This window comes from Bradyrhizobium sp. 170 (genome assembly GCF_023101085.1).
GTDB lineage: Bacteria > Pseudomonadota > Alphaproteobacteria > Rhizobiales > Xanthobacteraceae > Bradyrhizobium.
This window is the reverse complement of the sequence record NZ_CP064703.1, coordinates 1,887,206-1,907,826: the sequence shown is the minus strand read 5'-3', so window position 1 is coordinate 1,907,826 and position 20,621 is coordinate 1,887,206. Positions and strand designations below refer to the sequence as shown.

The following is a 20,621-nucleotide window of genomic DNA, read 5'->3' as shown; positions in this document are numbered from 1 at the left end:
GCCAAATCCCGAGGACGGCGTCATCTGGGTCTGTGGCGCCGGCGAACACGGCGTCATGGCATTCACCGACTTCGGAAACGAAAACCTGATCGAGCTCGTCCGGATGCACAAAGAACATCCGACTTGGCTCAAGCGCTGGCCGACTAATCCAATCGGCCTGTGGCCTACGCCGGATGCGTACTCAGCAGAAGTGAACGACACAATTATTCCTCGCGGAACCCACTGATCCGCAGAGTGAGACGAACACATGCTTTGCAACGGCGCCATCTGATTCCAAATTGCACGAAATCTTAGTGGGCTTGAAGGCCGAATCGGTCATCTCAGCTTCACCAAACGTCCTTATTAGTTTTGTCGGTGCATCGAGAGTGCTCTCAACAAACTGAAGGACTTCAGGTGCGCTAAAGCGTTATGGCAATCTACTTGCAACGCGTGGCATCTGTTTGGCGGGAGCGCTTGTATGCTGGATCTGATAAGGCTTGGTCTTTGCCAAAATGCGGGCCGGCCGGTCGACATCCCCACTTTCGACCGGGCGGGTTGTGTATCCCCCTATGAGGATGTCACTCTGGAGTTCTTAATCATGGACCACACTTCATCCGCGCGGCACCAAGCCTCTGAGGACGACCTCGTGAGCGCCGCATTTGAGAAGTCATGGCGCTTTGTCGAGACGGATCCATTGCTTGTGCATAATGCTAAGGAATTGCTGCGCGATCGATTACGAGCTAATCTGGAACTCTCACTGAGAAATGGCGAGCAGGACATACTGCATATTGCAAACAGCGCGATTTGGACGCTTCGCACTGAACTAGGACGACCGTGGGACCAATAGTATGGCAGCCCCGCCTCGGCTAAACTAAGGGAGAATCCCTGTCACGCGCACGCTAAGTGCGATCGCGACTCGTTTTGCATCAGATAAATTCGGTATCTAAAGGTTCCGACCTATGGATCAGCGCGCTGTTCCAATGAAACCGCCGGGTCGCACAAGCACGGTGACCCAGGAGCCCAACGAAAGCGTGCGCCAACTGCTCGTCTCTTATGACATTATTCAGAGCCCGAATGAGCGAGCGGCCCGCACGCTTCTTGGGCTTCGCATCGTATCCGCTTGTGTACATCTCGACAGCCTAGTTTCGGCTTGCGATATTCTCACTCCTGAGCTGGGGATCCCAGTCCAAAAGCCGACTCCAAGTTTGCAGACCGGTTGACAGAAGAACATCAGAGGGACCTTGACTTCGTCTCATACGGACAGCAGCAACGAAATCTCAGTGCTCGCGAAGGTCCTGCCCGGCGTTAACACCTCCATATCCACGACGTGCATCGATGCACGTCGATCTTCATAAATGTACCGCACGCGCCAGAGCGGCCCCAACTCCGGTGTGACGCTGAAATCGCCAGAGTCAAGCGCCCTTGCGATCATTCGGACAGCGTCACTGTTGCTTATTGGCAAGGAGAACGCCGCATCAATAAGTACCGCCAAGCTCACGCCGTCTGCGAGCAACGTACGTGCAATGTTGTCGCCGTGAACACGCCGCAAAGTTGAGACGATTGCCGCTACGGCAGCTGGATCATTCAAAGGCACTCTGGGCTAGTCCTCTTTGAGCCACGCACATGCTCCTGGTCCAGCGCCAGATGAAAGATAACTGAAGCGGATCTGGTTCTCTCGCACCTTCGCCTCCTCCGGCTTTGCGATGGTTGTAGTCCTTTGCGACCAAACCCCGGCGTCGGCGTCGGTCTCGCTTATCACCCAGCCACCACATATTCGCAGCTGGCTAGAGGCGTAAGGTCAACGCGGTACGCGTGCCCCCTTACTTCCTTGGTAACATTGCCCCTCATTCGCAACTCTCCTTACGAAGACGACCTTCTATAGTCGGAAGAGCAGCGCAAACTTGCGAAGCTAGCTGCGAAATAGCGCAGAGATCCGGCGATTATTGACCTATGACGCATTACTCCGGACAGACGGACTTCCTCGCCGAGCTCAGCGCGGATCAGCCAGACCAGACACTCGAATTAACGGCACGAACGCGTGATCGCGCGTCGCGCGTTAGTCGTGTTCGCGCCGTCTTTCGACATCAATGGCGGTGCCATGCGGCAGAGGGCACCCGCACACTGACTGGGAGCGCAGAATCGGCGAACGAGATGCCATATACCGATCCAGCGATGAACGTGAGGGATTCGGCACGACCCGAACCTGAGCTCGCAAATGATTCAAACGCGCCTCCTTCAACGGATGGTCGGAAGCCTACCGGGGTCTTTTAATCCTCCAGCAAGCGGGGATTTGGGCGGCGGTCTTGCCGATGGTGGAATCCTCCAACTCAACCGTAATGGTGTGCTCAATGAGTCTAGCTCAGTGTTGTTGACGTCTCAAAAGCAACGGCCGTGCCAACGGCGTTCAAATGCAGCACCGCACCAGCGGCCATGCTTTTCCTGCGCGCGACCTGTTACGGACTGACTGTTGCACGTCACCATTTCGTTCCTGTATGTCGCTCTTTGCGACGACATCTGCGGCAGCGCAAGATGCGCAAATCAAGGTAACGTGGTCGCCGCCTTGCATGAGGTCTCGTGGTGGCTTTGATGTTTGTTTCGGCCGACTTGGTGCTGAATGGTCGGCCTCTGCTTCGCATCGCTGCGGACCTGGACGATCTCAATCGCCACATTTCTGGGGATGATCATTATTAAACGATGGCGCAACCAGGCGCTGCGCAAAGCGACTCAAGCCATTGCTGCAGAATGCATAAACCGGAGACTGAAGTCCGTTAACAACCGTCTCCAGCCGGGAAGAGCCGTCCTTATGATCTTGCGCGCAGATTGCGGGTACCCATGGTCGGTCTCCGCTGTCTCAGCAAGATTAACACGGCATGCGTCAGCGGCTTCTCGCTGACGTCACTTCACGGCGAGCCGCGGAAATGGAGCGGCCGTTCACAAGAACGACTGCATGGTTGGAAGAACACTAGCGCATCGTCGAATTCTGTTCAGCTACCAGAATCGAGAAGCCCCTGCTCCACGTCGAGTAGCTTCCGCGCGATTCCTTCTTCAAGAAACGCTCATTGTCGTGTTAGAGACAAGCCAATCGCCTATGGCGTTGAGCGAATGATTTCGCTATTTGTCGGCGCCTCACTGCGTGCGGCAAGTTTGGGTTTAGCGGAGCCGATCATGGCACAAATCCCTCAGGAGGCGTCCAGAACCGCCTTCTCAAGAATTGTCAATTTTCTCTACGTATCGGTCGCGGACATCGCTTTCTTTATCGCAATTCTGTTTGCTGTCGGTTTCGTTCTCCTCGCGCCGATTGACAAGGTTCCCTACACATGCGCGGAAGCGCTTGCCGAAGACAGCGCTGATAGCTCTGTTTGCCAATCAACACAGCGTCATGGCTCGCAAGCGCTTCAAAGATTGTTGGAGACAGTATCTGCTGAAGTGCATTGAACGAGAAACTTATGCGCTGCTAGCGAGTCTCAGTCGCGCTCGTGCCTGAGCTTCCGCTGCCGCGGCATCGAGCCGCTCGCTCGGCGCGCAGCATCGCCTTCAGGGTGGTCACATCGCTGGCCACGCGCTTTAACCGTGATCTCGGAATGGGAGGCGCTGATCGGGAACGCCATCAAGCCTCTTATGCTGATAAACCTATACCGCAACCCCGACTGACTATACGAGGGTGTTCACCTCAGGGTAGACGCGGCAGACGAGCCGATTGTCAACGAATTTGCGAGGAGCTTCGCGGTCGGAGCCGGTCATCGGCCACTTTAAGTCCGAGCGTCGACTGGGTCGCAACTACTTTTGTGCCGGGAGGGCAACGTCACCAAGGCCATCCACGACCACAAGTTCCGACGTCTTAGGTAGCTCAGCCTGTTGTTGTGACAAATCCCGGCCAGCTTCTTCGCCAGACAACACCTAATCAATCTGATTCAAAATCAGGTATTTCACGGGACGACCACTTGCGAGTGGCCGCCAGAGAAGTGGGGGGAATGGACCAGAAAGCACAATTCCGATTACCATCCCTTTTTTCATTTTTTTCTCCTCCGGCGCCTGCGCTTTGGCACTTCAGGAGACTTGTTTTGCGGAGCCGAACAGAAATTCCCGTAACAAACCTTTTCACCCTTGTAGTTGGCCAGGGCCTGAAGCAACCGCGGCGCGAAGCGCTGTTTCACTTCTTCGTGGATAGGCTCCGGATGGTCCAACGACTTCAGCGCAAGCTCGATCAACTCGATCGCGCGATCCTTGTTGCCGCTCTCGTAATAATATTGAGCGATCGCTCCATAGGACTTGAACTTATCGCCCTCGCCGCGTTGCGGAGGATTCAGCGTCAGCATGTGTTCGGCCAGCTCCTTGCCCATCGCAAAGCGCTCGGCAGGCGGAACGTAGGAGTTGTCCTTCACCGGATCGAAGAGTTCGCCCATAACTCCGGCCATCCACACCTCCGATCTTTGGCCGATCGCGTCTCGAATCAATCGGCGCATGGCCGGCAAGCCCGTCCGCATGTCGTGCATCTTGTGAAGTAAAAGATCTACATGAATCAGGCGGAAGCTGATGTCGTCCGGTATCACGGCGACGGCCTCTTCGGCTGCCGAAAGCGCCGTCACCCAATCCTCGGCCTTTATCGCGGGCGTAAGTTTGGCAAGTATCGACTTACGCAACGCTAGTGTTTCGCGCAGGCGCTGAGCTTCGCCGATTCGCTTCGTATCGGCGGCTTTGGCTTCATCGCTGGTGCGCCAGATGCCATTGAGAACCTTCGGCAAGACGTTATCGAGTTGCGTCGGATGACCGATAAAGGCGATGTGGCCGTCACGGTCGACGACGAACGAGGTAGGAATCCCGAGTGAAGAACTGGGCTCCATCCAAAGCTTGTTCATTTCTCCTGAATAGTCGAGCGCGATTGAATAGCCCAGCTTCGGGAATTTTTCGGTCAACCACGCGTCCAACTTGGTTCGAGCCTCGTCCAGCGTTGGCCCTTCTTCGTTAGCTGCGACTCCGACGACCTCAAGTCCCCTGTCTCTGTATTCCTCTTGGAGTCGCACCAAATGGGGCATCGCCTTCACACATGGCTCGCACCAAGTTGCCCAAAATTCGATGATGTAGACCTTTTCTCGTTGCAAGCTCCTCAGGGGCTGGCCACGCAACCAGCTCTGCACCTTTATGGGAGGAGCCTCGGATTCCATGCGCAGTACCATTTTGCTCTCCAAGGTTATTGCCAGAAGCTGCGCGGCTTTATGCGCGAGCTTGTCTCTGTAGGAAACGGGGGCGCGCGGGTTCAAGGAAGGAGAACATCGCCTATCTTGCGCGTCTGCGTGCCTTCAGCCCTCACTTCGTGTTGAGGCATCTCAATAGCAACGCTCATGCCAGCGCCGTCAGCGCACTTAAGCGCCTGACTACGGTTTCAAAGCCTCCACGGCGGCGCAAGCCGCGGTGTTTTGGACCCGACGTGCTTTTGCGCCGTTGTCAGAAATTGAACACGGGTTGTTCGGTTGGCAACGCCAGAGCAGCGTGGTTAGCATTGTGGATCCTCGAGCTAACCTATCACGTCAACCAGAATTAGATGAGAGCGACGATGCAGATCACGAGTCGAGCGATAGAGCCGCGGAGCAGTGACGCGCGTTCTGAAGACGATCATGAAATCATTCGCAGGCATGCAGCTTGTGCTGTATGAAAGCCGAGATCCATGAGTTGTCGAATCGAACGGGCCTATGACAAACCAGCCAAGGTCTTTAACCCGCACGCGCTTGGTGACATTGGCGATTAGTCCCGACACTGCCTTCACCATTCTGAAGCAATCTTCAAGCTTGGACGAGAGGCGATCGGCATCACGTCTGCCCCTCCATCTTGTAATGCCAGTCCGTGTGCGGTTGACGACGTCGATGTCCGACATCCGACGACGGGTGTCGCCATTCCAGAAGGCAAGCTGACGTCTATGCGTGCTTCACTCTTCTCAAGCAAGGCACGCATCAAATTCTGCGAGCGGCACGCCGATTGCTAGGATCGAGCAGCGAAGAGCCGCTGTGACCAGAAAGCAGTGGCACCGTTTCCGTCCCTAGGAGCTGTCCGGTGACACTTGCCCGATTAATCCTGATCAATGCAACTCTGATTCTGCTTATGCTCGGAAATGCGGAGGCGGCGAACACCAATGTGGCGCTCGCCGCGATTCGCGAGCCCGCGAAGGAGACTGCAGCTTCGTTCGAGCAGAAGACCTGGGACGAGGCCGTGGTTGGGGCGAGTGGACAGTTGTACAGCCAGATCACCCAAGGCGCCTCATTTCAGATGTTCCTCTCGGCCAACGGCGCCAGTGGTTCGCGTTGTCTGGTGCCGAAGAAGCTTTATATCCCCATCCCGCAGGGCCCCATGTTGGTCAAGATTTGCGCCGACAGCAACGTGATACGCGCCTTCGTCAATTTTCTCGAAACACCGGAAACCCACTCCGTCGTCGCGCGCGATGGCTACGGGTTCGACGACCGGAGTAGACGTGCATGGGGCGCTTTTCGACAGAAATCTGGCAATCGCTCGGGCTCACGATCGAGCTCGCGAGCCTGACGGCCCTGATCCTGCTAATCGTTGGTATGCCGCTCGCGTGGTGGCTAGCACGGTCAAAGAGCTTTTGGGCTGAGGCGGTGGCCGCGCTCATCGCGCTGCCGCTGGTGCTACCGCCAACGGTAATCGGTTTTTATCTGTTGGTCTTGCTCGGCCCGAGCGGCCCTGGCGGCCTTCTCGCCTCTCTCTGGGGCGGACGCACGTTCGCTTTCACTTTTGCGGGACTCGTGGTAGGAACGGTGTTGTGGGCGCTGCCTTTCGTGGTCCAGCCCATCCGCAACTCCTTCGTTACCATCGGCAACCGTCCGCTGGAAGTTGCGGCCACTTTGCGCGCCTCTCCATTGTATGCGTTCTTTACCGTCGCCCTGCCCCTGGCGCGACCGGGTTTTCTCACAGCCGCGGTGCTTGGTTTTTCGCATACAATCGGCGCATTCGGCCTCGTACTGATTATCGGCGGCAACATTCCTGGACGCACCAAGGTGGTGTCGGCCCTTCTCTTCGACTATGTCCAAGCGTCGCGCTGGCGCGAAGCAAATCAGCTTGCCGGCGGCATGGTGATGTTCGCCTTTGCGGTAATCATCCTTTTAACGTTGATCGAGAAATGCTGCGGAACGAGGCGCACGTGAGAACAGCCACACCAGGCCGGATCGAAATCGCCTTCAAGAGGCAGTTGGGTAGCTTTCCACTCGACGCGCAGTTCAGCGTACCGGCTAAAGGTGTGGCAGCGATTTTCGGACCGCCAGGCTGCGGCAAAACCACGATCGCGCGCTGCATCGCCGGTCTCGAGCATTTGCCCGACGCTTTCTGTGGCATCGATGGTGAGTTGTGGCAGGATGAGACCATGTTCCGCCCACCGCATTTGCGCCCCATCGGTTATGTGTTCCAGGAGGAAACCCTTTTTCCCCATTTGACGGTCCAGAGAAACCTGCTCTACGGCAAGCCCAAAGGCGAACCGATGCTGATCGTCTTTGAGAAGGTACTCGCATTTCTGGGTATCGCGCCGCTGCTCGACCGCTCGCCAGCGCACCTCGCCGGCGGCGAGCGGCAGCGCGTTGTAATCGGCCGGGCGCTGTTATCCCAGCCAAAGTTGCTTGTAATGGACGAGCCGCTTGCCGCTCTTGACCGCTGCGCCAAGAGAGAGATTCTGTCGTTGCTCGAGTGCCTGCAGAAACAGTTCGCGCTGCCGATGATCTATATCAGCCATGACATGGCCGATATTGAACGCCTTGCCGATCATCTCGTTATCACCGATCATGGCACGGTGACTGCGGCTGGGCCGTTACATGTCTTGCAGACCGATCCTGCGCTGCCGCTTGCGGCAAGCCGCGAGGCTGCTGTCAGCCTTGATGCCGTGACCGCCGGCTATGACAGACGCTATGGCCTACTCATCCTCTCCGTCAAAGGTGCGCGCTTGCTGGTGCCGGCGGCGCCCCTTCCACCCGGCGTGCACCAGCGGCTGCGCATCGCAGCCAGCGACGTCAGCCTTGCACGCGAAGCGCCGCTCGCAAACTCCATCCTCAATGTCTTTCCGGCGCGGATAAAGGCCTGTTTGCCGCTCTGCCCGGGTGAGCTCACGCTGCTGCTTGGGCTCGGCAGCGGAGGCTCTGGCGCGGAGATTTTGGCGCGCATTACGCGTTTCTCCTTTGATACGCTAGGGCTCGAGAATGGAATGGACGTATTTGCCCAGATCGAGGGCGTCTCACTGCTCACGGTGTCTGGACCTCCGCTGCCGGCTATAACGGCTTCCACGCCAGCGGAAGATGCTGGACAGGAAAGCGCCGCGGCCTGATACCAGCGGAAAGAGGACCAAGGCCATCTTCACTAACTTCTCCTAGATTGATCCCAACCGCGTCATGACAATCCTCTACCGGCCCAGGACAGGAAGTCGATATGCTGCTCGCCGACTTAACCCAGGATCTCGCGCGGCAACGCGCGCGCGTCGGCAGCATCGTCCAGCGAAACTTCAGGACGCAATGAGCACGAAGACCATGGTCCCGCTCGAAATGACGGGCACGAGATTTCGATCTGCCAGCCACCCGGCACCGGTGCCATTTGGTGTAAGCTCTAGGCTAACGAGCCTGGCAGCGCCACAGTTATCCCTTCCTGCGCGATGAACGAAGGATGTCGATCTGCTCGTGTTCAATAAATTCTCCAAGCAGGAGGCGTCCCGGCAAGATCTGCGCGACGAACTTGCCGATGCGATCATATCTGGCGTGCCGCTCCTCACCGGCGTTCCCGAAAAATGCCTTGCCGCCTCCGGACTTTCACCGGAGATTTCGGCACGACACCTTGCGAGCACCAAGTCGTGGGGGAATGATGGCGCGACATCACAGGGCGCCTGCCGCGCGTCCGGGCGCATTCCAGTTCGGCTAGAGCTACTTACCGATCATCATATCCGACGACTTGATCACGGCCGACATGGCATCGCCAACCTTGAGCCCGTCATCGTCCACGGCCTGATGACCATCGATGAAAACCGCCCGGTACCCGCCCACTCTTTTGAGCGTTCGTGGTGCCCTCAAGCACGGCGATCACGAGGCTTGTCAGGACATTGCGTGCGCTGAGCCTTCATCTTGTCCAGTCCCGACATTGCTTCGCCGTCGTAACTTAACCGTGGCTGGGCAACTCTTTCAACGGCTGCAACCTGCCGCCTGCACACGCCATGAGGAAGCAGTGAAGCATTCAGCCGAAACGATGGCGTTCAAATGCCTGCATGCCCAAGCATCCGATTGTCGCATTCCGGCAACCGAGGATTTTGAGGACGAATGGCATATAGTTTGCTTCGCTGTTGCCGGAATGTCGCTCTCCGCGCAAAAGCAACCTTGTGAGGACAATATGCTTGGAATAGGAAGTAAGTTGCCGTCGTTCGAAATCACAGGCGTGAAGCCCGGCTTTCACCTGCAGTACGAGGAGGGGCAGAGCGCATTCGAGACGTTGACTGAAGATAGCTTCTCCGGAAAATGGAAAATCATCTTCTTTTACCCAAAAGATTTCACCTTCGTCTGCCCGACCGAGATCGCCGAGTTCGCGCGCCTGTCCAGCGATTTCGCCGATCGTGATGCAGTCGTGCTGGGTGGCTCGACCGACAACGAGTTCTGCAAGCTCGCCTGGCGGCGCGAGCACAAGGATCTGCATCATCTGCCGATCTGGCAATTTGCCGACACCAATGGCGCGCTGGTCGATGGCCTGGGTGTGCGATCACCTGAGGGCGTCGCCTATCGCTATACATTCATCGTCGATCCCGACAACACCATCCAGCACGTTTATGCGACCAACCTGAATGTCGGCCGCAGCCCGAAGGACACGCTGCGAGTATTGGACGCGCTGCAGACCGACGAGCTGTGCCCCTGCAACCGCGAGATCGGCGGCGAAACTCTGAAAGTAGCCTGAGGTATCATGTCTATCGAGCAATTAAAGGACCAGATTCCAGATTTCGCCAAGGACGTCAGACTCAATCTGGCGTCGATGGTGGCTGATGAGACGCTGTCACCGCAGAGCAAATACGGGCTATTGCTGGCGACCGCCATCGCGACCCGCGCCCCGGTAGTGATCGCCGCAATGGAATCCGCGGCGGCTGCCGTGATGACGCCGGCGGCGGTTGCGGCTGCGAAATCCGCAGCTTGCGTGATGGCGATGAACAACGTCTATTACCGTTTCGTTCACCTCGCTTCCAATCCGGAATACAAGAGCATGCCGGCGCGGTTGCGCATGAACGTGATCGCCAATCCTGGGGTTGACAAGGCCGATTTCGAGCTGTGGTCGCTGGCGGTTTCCGCCATCAATGGCTGCGGTGCCTGCGTGGATGCCCATGAAAAGGCGCTGCAGGAAGCCGGCGTCGGTTCCGCCGCGATCCAGACTGCGGTGCGCCTTGCCGCGATCGTGCAATCGGTTGCGGTTGCGATCGAGGCGGCCGGGCACGGCGTGGTCCAGGCGGAGGAGTGATGCATCCGCCCTTTTGCTGTGGGAGAGGGTCAGGGTTAGAGCGATATCTACGAACCTGAGTTCGCGGAGGTGCCCGAGCTTTGCTCTGATTTCGGCCTCTCCGCGCAAGCGGATCGAGGCGACCTGCCAGGCGTTCCGCTGATTGCAAGGAAGACTAACGCCGCGCTGAGTCTGGCCCGACAAGGACCGTGACGCGAACACTCTGATCGTCAAGCTGATGCGTACCAATGTGGCACGCGTTTGCACTCGGCACTCGGTCGTGTTCCAGCGATCACGAATTCTATGCCTCAGCGCACAAACGTCGATCTCAGAACTTGCAGGAGATTGAGAGCCGCCACCCTACCCTTTCCGGGGCGGCTGCATTACGGCACCAAAAGTGCTGCCGTTCGAAATTATCGCCGAGATCGAGCGTGTGACGCGAGAGGTCTATTGCGGGCCGATCGGTTTCAACGGGCACATCGACACGAAGATTGCGATCCGCACCGCAACGATGGACGATGACCTGCCGAGTTCATGAGGCGGGATAAGGGCGGTGTCGAAACCAGAGACCGAATACGGGAAACGCTCGCCAAAGGCACAACAATCTTTGACGCATTTCGTGCTGTAATACCTAGTGCATCTGCGTCATCGAAAGCTACCACCACTTTTTCGTCTTCAACATTGTTCGATTTTTCCGTAAGCTTGGTAGAGCAACGCAAGTTACCCAAACGACATGGTCAGAGACCGGATGCGATCAACCTAAGTTGGCCAGATCGGGGCTCAGCAGCAGAATAGGACCAGTCCAACAAAAGCGAGATTGACAAACAAGCCGATCAAGGCCCACGCGCGAATGGCCACGGGCGAGAGTCCCTCATCATCGCGCGAAGTCGAAATCCATAGTGACTGCATCTACGTCACCCTCCAAGAGCCCTCGCGGTACTACAATCGCATTCACAAACAGCATCTCTCGTCGTTGTATGGGATGCCGCGACCACATTTCGGCTTCCATGCGCCGCATCGTCACCGGCGATCTCGGCGCGGACAGGGCCGATTCGAGTTATGGGTCGCTGGCAGTAAGTGCCATCAACGGCAGCGGCGCCTGCATGGACGCCCATGAGAAGACGTTGCGGGAAGCCGGCGTTGGTTCCGCCGGCGGATACCGGACCGATGATGATCATGCCGGATCAACTTGCCGAACTCTAGCCGCCCCTCAGAAGACGTTCGCAATCTCGCGCTCTTGTGCTCAATGCCTTGGCCAACCGTCCGATGACGGCATTGTCTAATCCTTCCTCTAGCGCTCGCGCGCGAATGTCAGTCACGAGGTCGGGAATCTGCTCAGCCATTGAGATCAGACTGGCAATAAGTTCGTCCGTATCAATGCGCGTTTCGCGGGCAAACTTTTGCCACTGGCGCAAGCCGATTAAGTCCAGCTTGTATTCACCTCCAACTTTCATTGCGAGCTTGATCTTGCGCATGTCCACATCGTCGTAGGGAAGAATGCTGGCGACATCGTAGAGCGGCGCAAGACGTACATGGGGACCGCCCGCCAGAAGCAACGAGTAGTTCTTGGCGTGCGCATCAGGCCCCCCGATGAGCCAATTAAAGCCGAGGGCGCTAACGAAGGTCTGAACGTCGGCCGCGCGGTCGGTCGAGTTGGTACGCAGGATGTCGATCACATTGGCTGGCGTCGGTCCACCTTCGTTCTGATATTTCTTCGTCGGCGGGATGCCCATTGCTTGGCAGACATCTTCCTGGTGGATTCGGATGATGTCGTTTCCGCTGAGTTGCCGATCATAGCGCTCGACCACAATGGCAACTTCGTTTTCAAACCGCATCACTTTGGTGTCTGCGACCGGGAGGCCCAGATTGCGCGCGAGCAATAGGCAAACGTGCTCATTTTCGGCGTGTCCGTCGAAATGGCCTGTCGGCGGTTTCAGGATATGCGTGGTCGGAACGCGCCCAGACGGAATACCCCATTGGCCCTTTTTCAAAAGAAGAGCCGTTTTCGGCTGGGCGCCCGCGAGACTGAATTGGCCGGTGTCCCGCGGCAAACGCCAGGCAGCGTGATCCTCTCGCAAGGCCTGGAGCCGTTTGGCGATTTCCGGCGGGCCGAGCCATTCGATCTTGTCGTTTTCGCCTGTTCTCAAGGCTTCCAACCGATCGGGCGTGACGAACTGGATCGCACCGGCGCAATCCACCCCTACGTGAGAGATGAGGGCAAAGGCGTTGCGGGCGGAGACCTGGAATTTCTTGGCCCAACGATCAAGCACACGCTCATTGTCGGGCAGAAGTCCCCACAGGAAGGCCTGAACGGACGCGGGACCATGTTGCTCGGCGGCAAGCGGCATCGAGAGTGATAGGGGATAAGCTCCCTGCGTGCCGCGCCAGTTGCTATCATAGATAAAGGTCAGCCGGCCGCGCGCATCGCTGCGCACGCGGCCAACTTCCTTGCCATCCAAGAGCACGACAAGTTCGTTCGTCATGCTTTGCCCTTTTTGGCTTTGGCGACGATGGCGTTGATATCGACGGCGGATGGTGCCGAGACGCGACTAGTACTAGTACTGGACTCGCTGCTTGCATCCAAAAGGATGCCAAGAGCGTCAAGGGCGCGGAGCACGAGAGCCAATTCGGCGCGCGGGTGACCATGCTCGATATCGATCACCCATTGACGGCTGACGCCAATGCGTTTGGCCAGTGTCGACTGATCGAGCTTGAGACGCTTGCGTCTGTCGCGAATAACGGCGCCTAGGTCGGCAGGTGTGCGTATGAGCATGGGCGATCCAAATGTCAGCGTTCGCCTACAATAGCAGATGTCACCGTTCGCTTACAATAAGAAAAGTTACCGTTCGGCGACATCTGCGAATGTCGTCGATCGCCGACATTATTGTAAAATGACCATCTTTTCAATAAGATAGGTGCGACTTCGCACGGCTTCACGGAAGAAAAGCTCGCGAGCCTAAGCTGGATCAGGCCGCCTCATTCGGCGGTTTCCCCGTTTGGTGATGTCCGTGAGAAGTATCCGCCGAATTACAGCGATGAGTTCGCGGAGAGTCCCCCTCACCCAGAGTTCGAGCTTTGCTCCAATCTCAGTCTCGCAAGCGGTGCGAGGCGAAACTGTATCCGCCGCGAGATCGTCTCAATCCATGGCGAGCACACGCCGCCTGTCGTACAGCCTTCACCCAAACTTGAATAACACCCCATATCCCCCACGCGGGTAACTCCATTCGATGTCACCGGTGGGCTCTCCGATAACGCGGCAGGTGCCGCACTCGATGCACCCGTCGACGGTGACCTCGACCTGGCCCTTGTCGTTGAGCTCATAGCAGCGCGCGGGGCAAGCTTTCAAAAGCGCAAGTAGCTGCGGCGATGGCTCGGTGTGCGAGCGTACCTTGATGTGGGGACGACCAACGTCGACAAGATATCGGTTGTAGAACAACTTATCCTCAACGCGAACGGAGGGCTCGACAGTCATGTTTCAGCTCCTTGGGTTCGGCATCGAATTTGGCTGATCAGCGCCAGGCGCGAGCGAGGCGGAATGCATCGCCGAACAAACCTATCCAGGACCGCGCATTAACGAAGGATTTCAACGTCACCTTCTCTTTCTCAGTCTTTGGCGTGCCGTCGACGCGCACAAAGTTCTGCATCGCCCTAGAGACGAGCTGCGGATAGGTGAGAAAAAAGTTTTGCGAATTGGTGTGCATCAGCGTCGGCATATCCTTGTATTTCTTCAGATCCTTGATCACGAAGGAGTCGTCCAGCATCCTCTTGTAGAGCGCGAGATTCTCAGCGCTCATGGGAGCCCGGCGCGACCGCACCTGCGAGATTGCTTCGGCCGCGATGCGGCCCGAGGTCATCGCGAGGTTAGAGCCCTCGCGATGAATGGCATTGTTGAGCTGCGCCGCATCGCCCACCACCACCCAGCCCTCACCATAAAGCTGCGGGATCGCCTTGTAGCCGCCCTCAGGGATCAGATGCGCGGAATATTCCTTCACCTCGGAACCCTTGATCAGCCGCCCCACGGACGGATGCCGCTTGAAGCGATCGAGCAGTCCATAGGGCGTCTCGCCCGTGCGCTGGAAGTCGGCGACGAGACAGCCGATGCCGAGCGAGATGCACTCCTTGTTAGCATAGATGAAGCCCATCCCAGTCATGCCGCGGGAAATGGTGCCGGCCGCCTCGATCACGACGCCCTCGTCGCCTTCAAGATTGAACCGTTCCTCGATGGTCTCGCGCGGCAAGAAGTGCATTTCCTTCACCGCGAGTGCCACCTTATCAGGCTTGGGACGCTCGCGCAGACCCGCACGCGTGCCGAGCAGGCCGTTGACGCCCTCGGCCAGCACCACGACATCCGCATGGACTTCGCCGTCGCCGCGATCCGTGCGCACCCCGACGACCTTGCCATTGGCATCCTGCGCGAGCTCGGTCACCGTGGTCTCGCACAGCACCGTCGCGCCGGCCTCGCGTACCTTCGAGGAGAACCATTTGTCAAACTGCGCGCGGATGATGGTGTAGCGGTTCGGCCGCTGCTCATTGAACTCGTCGGAGCAGTAGTGCAGGCCGACATGGGAGCGATCGTCCATCATCCAAAACCGCTGCTCGACCAGATGGCGCTCGAGCGGCGCGTCCTCGCGAAAGTCCGGGATTAGCTTTTCCAGCATGTCGGCATAGAGGATCGCGCCCTGCACGTTCTTCGATCCCGAATATTCGCCGCGCTCGAGCTGCAGCACCTTCATGCCCCGCTTGGCCATGGCCAGCGCCGCGGCATTGCCCGCCATGCCCGCGCCGACCACGATGGCGTCGAAACGTTCTTCGATCATGAGCCTCTCCTTCTCACTAGTGGCGCTAGCTCGCAATGCGGTCGCGCGAATGCGGCGACAGCCGTGCACGAAATGCGGCCGTGAGCGCCGGCAGCAGATGAATCGCATCGGTCACGATGCCGATATGGGCGAAGTCGAAAATCGGAGCGTTCTTGTCAGTGTTGATGGCGACAATCAGGTCCGCGCCCTCGACGCCGACGCGGTGCTGGATCGCACCGGAAATGCCGGCAGCGATGTAGAGCTTTGGCCGTATGGTCTTGCCGGTTTGTCCGATCTGCCGGTCGGAGGCGACCCAGCCCTTCTGTACCAGTGGTCGCGAGCAGCCAAATTCGGCTCCAATCATGGCGGCGAGCTGCCGCACCAACTGAAGATTCTCGAGCGATCCCAGGCCCAAGCCGCCGGCGACAACGACATCGGCATAAGCGAGGTTGGATTTTGCGGAATCCCGATCCGGGATGAACGATAGGACCTTGGTGACGATTTCGTCTTCGACGAGGGCAAGCGGATGAATGATGATACGGGCGGCATCGCGTGCGACGCGCTCGGGCATCGGCATGACGCGTGGGCGAACGGTTGCCATTTGCGGCCGGTAATTCAAGGTGTAGATCGTGCAAAGTAGCGTGCCACCAAAGGTCGGACGCGTGGCCGCAAGCGAACCATCCGCGTCGACGTCGAGTCCGGTGCAGTCGGCGGTGAGACCCGTCAGTAGCGTTGTCGCGACCGAGCCCGCGAGATCGCGACCGAGCGTGGTGGCGCCCAACAGCAGGATCTCGGGCTTATAGGTGTTGACGAGATCGGTCAGCGCCTTGGTGTACGACTCGTTGCGATACTCCGATAGCACATTGTCGGCCACGAGATATACAAGATCAGCGCCGTAGCAGAAGGATTCGAGGGCGGCGCTGCGCGTCGCCTCGCCCTCCGGGCCGATTACAACCGCGGCGAGATCGACTTTCAGCTTGTCGGCGAGCTTGCGGCCCGTACCTAAGAGTTCCCAGGAGACGGGATGCACCTGACCGCGCTCCTGCTCGATGAAGACCCAGATATGCTTGTAGGCCTTGAAGTGCTCCGGCAATTCTTTCTTCGCTGCTGCGCGGCCGCCGGCGGCAGGCGTGGGACCTTTGATGACGCTACTCATGGCTCAAACTCCTCACAATCAGCGCACCAGCGCCGCAAGATAGGCTTCGGATTTCGGTTTGCGCTCGAAGATGCGTTCGGTCAGCGGCTCCGCCGGCTGCTTGGCAGCTTCCACCAGCACCGCCTTGGCGGCGCGCGGCTAGGCGCAAAGACCCACTTGACGATGGTCGGTGAGCCGCGCAGGCACCGCATTTCGAGACGTCCTCGAAGCCGGCTTGCTGCGCGCTCGATTTCACCACCGGCGCCCGTGCCGCGCACGGGGGTCGACCATCGAGGCCGCCGCAAATCTGGTTCGTCAATTCCAGCCTAGTGATCAGGCAGGGCAGGTTTGTGTGCACCCCCTGCACGCCGTCGGCGCGCGGCTCCGCGTCGACGGGGCGGGAGGTGAGCTCGAGCCCGGCGATTTTGGCGACATAGGTGAGCTGCAACAGACCGAGCCGCCTAGCCATGTCAGGCCCTACCTGAGCGGTGTGGCCGTCGATGGTCTGCTTGCCGGTGAAGATGATATCGGGCGTGCTAAACCAATCACCGATTTTCCGGATCGCGGTCGCGAACGCGTAAGTCGTGGCCAGCGTGTCGGCGCCGGCAAAGAAGTGGTCGGTCAGCAGCACTGGACGATCGGCACCGAAAGTGCGCCTTGCGCAGGGAGTTCTCAGTCGATGGCGGCCCCATTGTGAGCATGATGATCTCGTCGCCAAATCGGTCACGCTATTCGAGCGCGGCTTCCATCGCGAACAGGTCGTAGGGGTTGATGATGGTCGGCCCTCTTGGCGCATGGGGGTGTTGGTCACGGGGTGCACGCGGACCTCCGCAGAGTCCGGGATCTCCTTGACCCAAACGATACTGCTCCAGAGGTACCGTGGACGCGCGAGTTACCCATTGGCGGCCATCTCCCGCTCAATCCCGGCCTCAATGGCGTTAAAGGCAATTTCTAACGGCATTATCGCGAACGTGACCCACAAGATCATCCCGGCGCGAGTAGCGAGCATTAACAACAACATCATTGGTCTTGCTCCGAATCTCATCTCGGACAGCCGATAATTCGGTCAACTCGGCGTCAATGGCGGACTTAGTCGGAGAACAGCAAGTGTTGTACCAGTTGCGGCGCCATCGAAAACTTGGTGTGAAACCAATGCGTTGCGAGAAGTTGATAAACTGACTGTCGAAATCGCCTGCAGTTCAAGTCCGACATAGTCGGGAATGCGACAACGCCACTTCGCGCGTTGCTGCATGGAGTTGATCTCCATTAAGAGCAAGACGGGTTAACGCGCCGATCCGACATGGTTAGTTGCTAACCGTCACTGAAGTGATGCGCGGGGTTACTTCAGCGCACTCAATGGCACGAAGGCCGCCGGCTTCTTGGGCTCCGCGACCGCATCCTGCAACACCTTGAACACCCGCTGTTCGATCGGTGATGACGCTACGAAATCGGCATAGGCCTGCTCCAGTACCGCCTTGCACCGCGCCGTCACCTCTGCCTCCGCGGCACCGGCGAATTGTTCCTTGGCGAGATATTGCCCCATGCGCCTTAAGATATGCAGGCGCGCGACGTTGACGATTTTGGGGTCGTAGTCGACGCCGAGAAGGGCAAAAAAATCCTCCGCCGAGCAGGCCTTGTTGAGTTGATAGAGGATGCCGGCAGCCGATTGTGTGTCGCTCATCGAATATCTCCCTGGGTTAGGTCGCCGACCCCTGCTCGGGACCCGGAATAGGCTGGTCGCCTCGCGGCAGCCCCGCCTCGCGCAGGCGACGCTGCGTATGGCCAATCGCGCCTCCAGAAACTCGAAATGGGTCGAACAGGACGGCGATCGCGTCGCCGGAAACAGCATCAGATGACGGTCGAGGTCGAAATCGCCGATAAAGCAGCGATGGCTCCGCTGCGACCGCACGCGCGTGCCGGGATGCCGACCACGGTGACGTCGGACGGCTCTCGATGATAAGTGAATTGTCGCTCGGATGCGCGCGCCGCATCCGACCGTGATCGGACCCATGGTCTTTTTTGCTGGCGTCGACCATCACGCAGTCCTCTAGGGTAGGCTGGCGCTTACACCGCGACCAAGACACGCCACCAAGGCTGATGCGGTAATAGAGCATTAAATTCCTAGCCACTTCGGCACTCGCCGATCACGACACAGCCGTCACGTCGATGAAGAAGAGGTCGACGGTCGCGCCAGGATGGATGTCGGTATGAGCCAGGAAGCGGCCGAACCGGAACAACGGCCGCTCCGGAATTCGCCAGCCGGCTGTCCAGAGAGGGCTCGTGGTGCAACAGCAGATCACGGTAAGGATGAGCGCGATAGGTCAGCAACTTCGCGAGCTGATTGTGCGCCGAGCGACCGCGCAGAGACACATAACCAATGTCACCGCGAATCAGCGCGCGCAGCGAGCGCTTTCGCCCTGGAGAGATAGCTGCAACTGGATCGGTGGTAACGATGCTGGACATGGCCCTCACGCGCAGTCGGTCAACGATCGTTCGCAGACGTCGCGCCAGATCGCCACCACGGTCTCGCGCGGCACCGGCCCCTTGTGCTCGACGGCATGTTGGCGCACCCGCGACAAGATCCGCCTCGCCTCCTCTGCGTTGACGGCGAGCTGCAACTCCTTAAACAGCGAGGTGATTGCCGAAAGCCCGGAATGCTTGCCGATCACGATGCGGTTGGAGCGGCCGAGCAATTGCGGGTCGAGCGACTGATAGGTGCGTTGATCCTTCAACAAGCCATCGACATGAATGCCGGATTCATGAGTGAACACATGCCCACCCACGATCGCCTTGTTCAGAGGAGTCGCACATGTAGCCGCGGCTGCGACGACTGCGGCTACCTTCTCGAGCTCCGGCAGCACGATGCCGGTTTCGCGCCCGTAGAGCCGTTTGAGCGCGACCGTGACTTCCTCCAGCGGCGCATTTCCCGCCCGCTCGCCCAGTCCGATTACAGTCACCGAGGCGTGGCTCGCGCCGCCCTTGATGGCGGCAAGCGTATTTGCGGTCGCGAGCCCAAGATCGTCATGGCCGTGAAATTCGAGGTCGAGATCGGTTGTCGCGCGCAGACGCCCGATCAGTGCGAAGGCGGAGTCGAGATCGAGCACGCTGAGCGTATCGGCAATGCGGAAGCGCCGCGCGCCGGCGGCCTTTGCAGTTGCGATCAGCGTGATGAGGAAGTTGACGTCGGCGCGGGAGGAGTCCTCGCCACCGACAGCGACCTCAAGCTCCTGCTCGCGGGCATAACCGACCACCCGCTTCACCTGCTCCAGTGCCAGCTCGCGGTCACCGCCAAGCTTGGCGGCAATCTGCACGTCAGAGGCCGGGATCGACACATTGACCATGGACAGCTTGGCCTCGATCGCTGCGTCGATATCGGCTTCACGCATCCGGCACCTACCAATGGTAGTGAGCGGCAGGTCGGCTTCGACAATGGCGCGGATGGCGGCGATCTCCACTGCTCATGGCGGGTGTCCCCGCCTCGATCTCAGTGACTCCGGCCCGTGCCAGCGCCTGCGCGATCGCTACCTTTTCGGCCGTGGTAAAGGCGACGCCCGGGGCCTGCTCGCCATCGCGCAGCGTCGTGTCGGTGAGCACGATCGGCTTGGTCCGAGCCGTGTCGGACCATGGAGATTTCGCAGCGGCGGCGGCGGTCATGGGGGCTCCTTGTTGCTCTTGCCAAAGAAGGTTTCAGCAACCCGCATGCCAAGTCAGCATTCGACTTAATTCACTGAGAAAGCGCCAATTTTCACGGCAGCCCGGCTGTTGCAAACGCGACAGCGTCGCAAAACCGACGGGCCGGCTTACCTTCGGCGCGATACTTCGATCAACTCGGCTTGCGGCGCAGATGAATGATCAGATCGACGCGGGAAACTTCGTGGCCCGGCGGCGCCTCAGGCGCGTTTGCAAATAGGAGATCGGCTTCGGGAATGTTGAGCAGGATATGCTCTCCCTGCAGATAATAATGCGGATGCGGCGTGGTGTCGGTGTCGAAAAACCATCGTACCCCGTCGGGACCAATCCGGCGCAACAAACCCGCTTCCGTGAACTGGTTCAATGTGTTGTAGGCGGTAGACTGCGAGACCGGAAAGCCGGCGCCGCGCGCCTCGGCAAACAGCATCTCTGCGGTAACATGCCGGTTGCCCCCTGGTAAACAACAACTCGCTTATGATCACGCGCTGGCGCGTCGTCCGTAGCCCGACCTTGAGCAACAGATCCTTGCAGCCGGCCTCGGGGCCTAGCCCGCTAAAATCGGCCTCAGCCGCGTC

At 58.7% G+C, this 20,621-nt stretch carries 18 protein-coding genes and 3 pseudogenes; 11 read left to right on the top strand and 10 right to left on the bottom strand.

Translation table 11 applies throughout. The annotated features are described in order from the left end of the window. The first annotated feature begins 55 nt into the window (after window positions 1-55). The 3 genes from IVB05_RS09120 (at window position 56) to IVB05_RS09110 (ending at window position 3,414) form a co-directional block, all read left to right on the top strand. Complete coding sequence (locus tag IVB05_RS09120; RefSeq protein ID WP_308200400.1) at window positions 56-226, top strand: hypothetical protein; 171 nt, start codon at window positions 56-58, stop codon at window positions 224-226. A gap of 231 nt (window positions 227-457) precedes the next feature. Further along, window positions 458-826 carry a hypothetical protein gene (locus IVB05_RS09115; protein WP_247518009.1) on the top strand — a complete coding sequence of 123 codons (369 nt, stop codon included), beginning with the start codon at window positions 458-460 and terminating at the stop codon, window positions 824-826. A 2,255-nt stretch (window positions 827-3,081) separates the two neighbouring features. After that, entirely contained in the window at window positions 3,082-3,414 is a 333-nt protein-coding gene (locus IVB05_RS09110) for a hypothetical protein (RefSeq protein ID WP_247518008.1), read from the top strand. A 575-nt stretch (window positions 3,415-3,989) separates the two neighbouring features. Here the strand turns inward: IVB05_RS09110 and IVB05_RS09105 are convergent. Beyond that, window positions 3,990-5,153: a TlpA disulfide reductase family protein gene (locus tag IVB05_RS09105; protein WP_247783907.1), complete on the bottom strand. Its 1,164-nt coding sequence runs from the start codon at window positions 5,151-5,153 to the stop codon at window positions 3,990-3,992. An 871-nt stretch (window positions 5,154-6,024) separates the two neighbouring features. Between IVB05_RS09105 and IVB05_RS09100 the strand changes: the two genes are divergently transcribed. The 8 genes and pseudogenes from IVB05_RS09100 to IVB05_RS09065 all read left to right on the top strand — a co-directional run. After that, window positions 6,025-6,507, top strand: coding sequence for a hypothetical protein (locus IVB05_RS09100; RefSeq protein WP_247783906.1), 483 nt, complete (start codon window positions 6,025-6,027; stop codon window positions 6,505-6,507). After that, on the top strand, window positions 6,444-7,130 hold the full coding sequence (gene modB, locus IVB05_RS09095; protein WP_247783904.1) for a molybdate ABC transporter permease subunit: 687 nt from the start codon (window positions 6,444-6,446) through the stop codon (window positions 7,128-7,130). Before IVB05_RS09100 ends, modB begins: the two co-directional genes overlap by 64 nt. Beyond that, window positions 7,127-8,293, top strand: coding sequence for a molybdenum ABC transporter ATP-binding protein (gene modC / locus IVB05_RS09090; protein ID WP_247783903.1), 1,167 nt, complete (start codon window positions 7,127-7,129; stop codon window positions 8,291-8,293). The genes modB and modC overlap by 4 nt, the downstream gene beginning before the upstream one ends. A 346-nt stretch (window positions 8,294-8,639) precedes the next feature. Beyond that, the gene (locus tag IVB05_RS09085) at window positions 8,640-9,068 is read left to right on the top strand and encodes a DUF2478 domain-containing protein (RefSeq protein ID WP_247783902.1); all 429 of its coding nucleotides are present in this window, start codon (window positions 8,640-8,642) and stop codon (window positions 9,066-9,068) included. Between the two features lie 271 nt (window positions 9,069-9,339). Continuing rightward, a complete protein-coding gene (locus IVB05_RS09080; RefSeq protein WP_247786631.1) occupies window positions 9,340-9,894 on the top strand; it encodes a peroxiredoxin in 555 nt (184 codons plus the stop codon). A gap of 6 nt (window positions 9,895-9,900) precedes the next feature. Then, a complete protein-coding gene (locus IVB05_RS09075; protein WP_247518003.1) occupies window positions 9,901-10,446 on the top strand; it encodes a carboxymuconolactone decarboxylase family protein in 546 nt (181 codons plus the stop codon). A 376-nt stretch (window positions 10,447-10,822) separates the two neighbouring features. Beyond that, a complete protein-coding gene (locus IVB05_RS09070; RefSeq protein WP_247783901.1) occupies window positions 10,823-10,963 on the top strand; it encodes a chorismate-binding protein in 141 nt (46 codons plus the stop codon). A 526-nt stretch (window positions 10,964-11,489) separates the two neighbouring features. After that, window positions 11,490-11,570 (top strand): annotated as a pseudogene (locus tag IVB05_RS09065) (carboxymuconolactone decarboxylase family protein); the annotation flags it as partial. 54 nt (window positions 11,571-11,624) lie between these two features. Here the strand turns inward: IVB05_RS09065 and IVB05_RS09060 are convergent. From IVB05_RS09060 to IVB05_RS09020, 9 genes and pseudogenes are all read right to left on the bottom strand, one after another. Then, the gene (locus IVB05_RS09060; RefSeq protein WP_247783900.1) at window positions 11,625-12,908 is read right to left on the bottom strand and encodes a type II toxin-antitoxin system HipA family toxin; all 1,284 of its coding nucleotides are present in this window, start codon (window positions 12,906-12,908) and stop codon (window positions 11,625-11,627) included. Then, the gene (locus IVB05_RS09055; RefSeq protein WP_247518000.1) at window positions 12,905-13,198 is read right to left on the bottom strand and encodes a type II toxin-antitoxin system Y4mF family antitoxin; all 294 of its coding nucleotides are present in this window, start codon (window positions 13,196-13,198) and stop codon (window positions 12,905-12,907) included. The genes IVB05_RS09060 and IVB05_RS09055 overlap by 4 nt, the downstream gene beginning before the upstream one ends. A gap of 402 nt (window positions 13,199-13,600) precedes the next feature. Then, on the bottom strand, window positions 13,601-13,897 hold the full coding sequence (locus tag IVB05_RS09050) for a ferredoxin family protein (protein WP_247783899.1): 297 nt from the start codon (window positions 13,895-13,897) through the stop codon (window positions 13,601-13,603). 37 nt (window positions 13,898-13,934) lie between these two features. Further along, window positions 13,935-15,242, bottom strand: a complete 1,308-nt coding sequence (locus IVB05_RS09045; RefSeq protein ID WP_247513650.1) for an FAD-dependent oxidoreductase — start codon at window positions 15,240-15,242, stop codon at window positions 13,935-13,937. A gap of 25 nt (window positions 15,243-15,267) precedes the next feature. After that, complete coding sequence (locus IVB05_RS09040) at window positions 15,268-16,377, bottom strand: electron transfer flavoprotein subunit alpha/FixB family protein (RefSeq protein ID WP_247783898.1); 1,110 nt, start codon at window positions 16,375-16,377, stop codon at window positions 15,268-15,270. Window positions 16,378-16,395: 18 nt separating this feature from the next. Continuing rightward, window positions 16,396-17,167 (bottom strand): annotated as a pseudogene (locus tag IVB05_RS09035) (electron transfer flavoprotein subunit beta/FixA family protein). 528 nt (window positions 17,168-17,695) lie between these two features. Next, window positions 17,696-18,037: a nitrogenase stabilizing/protective protein NifW gene (gene nifW / locus IVB05_RS09030; protein WP_247517997.1), complete on the bottom strand. Its 342-nt coding sequence runs from the start codon at window positions 18,035-18,037 to the stop codon at window positions 17,696-17,698. Between the two features lie 787 nt (window positions 18,038-18,824). Next, window positions 18,825-20,010: pseudogene (nifV, locus tag IVB05_RS09025) on the bottom strand (homocitrate synthase). A gap of 169 nt (window positions 20,011-20,179) precedes the next feature. After that, window positions 20,180-20,473 carry a hypothetical protein gene (locus IVB05_RS09020; RefSeq protein WP_247783897.1) on the bottom strand — a complete coding sequence of 98 codons (294 nt, stop codon included), beginning with the start codon at window positions 20,471-20,473 and terminating at the stop codon, window positions 20,180-20,182. Window positions 20,474-20,621: the final 148 nt, after the last annotated feature.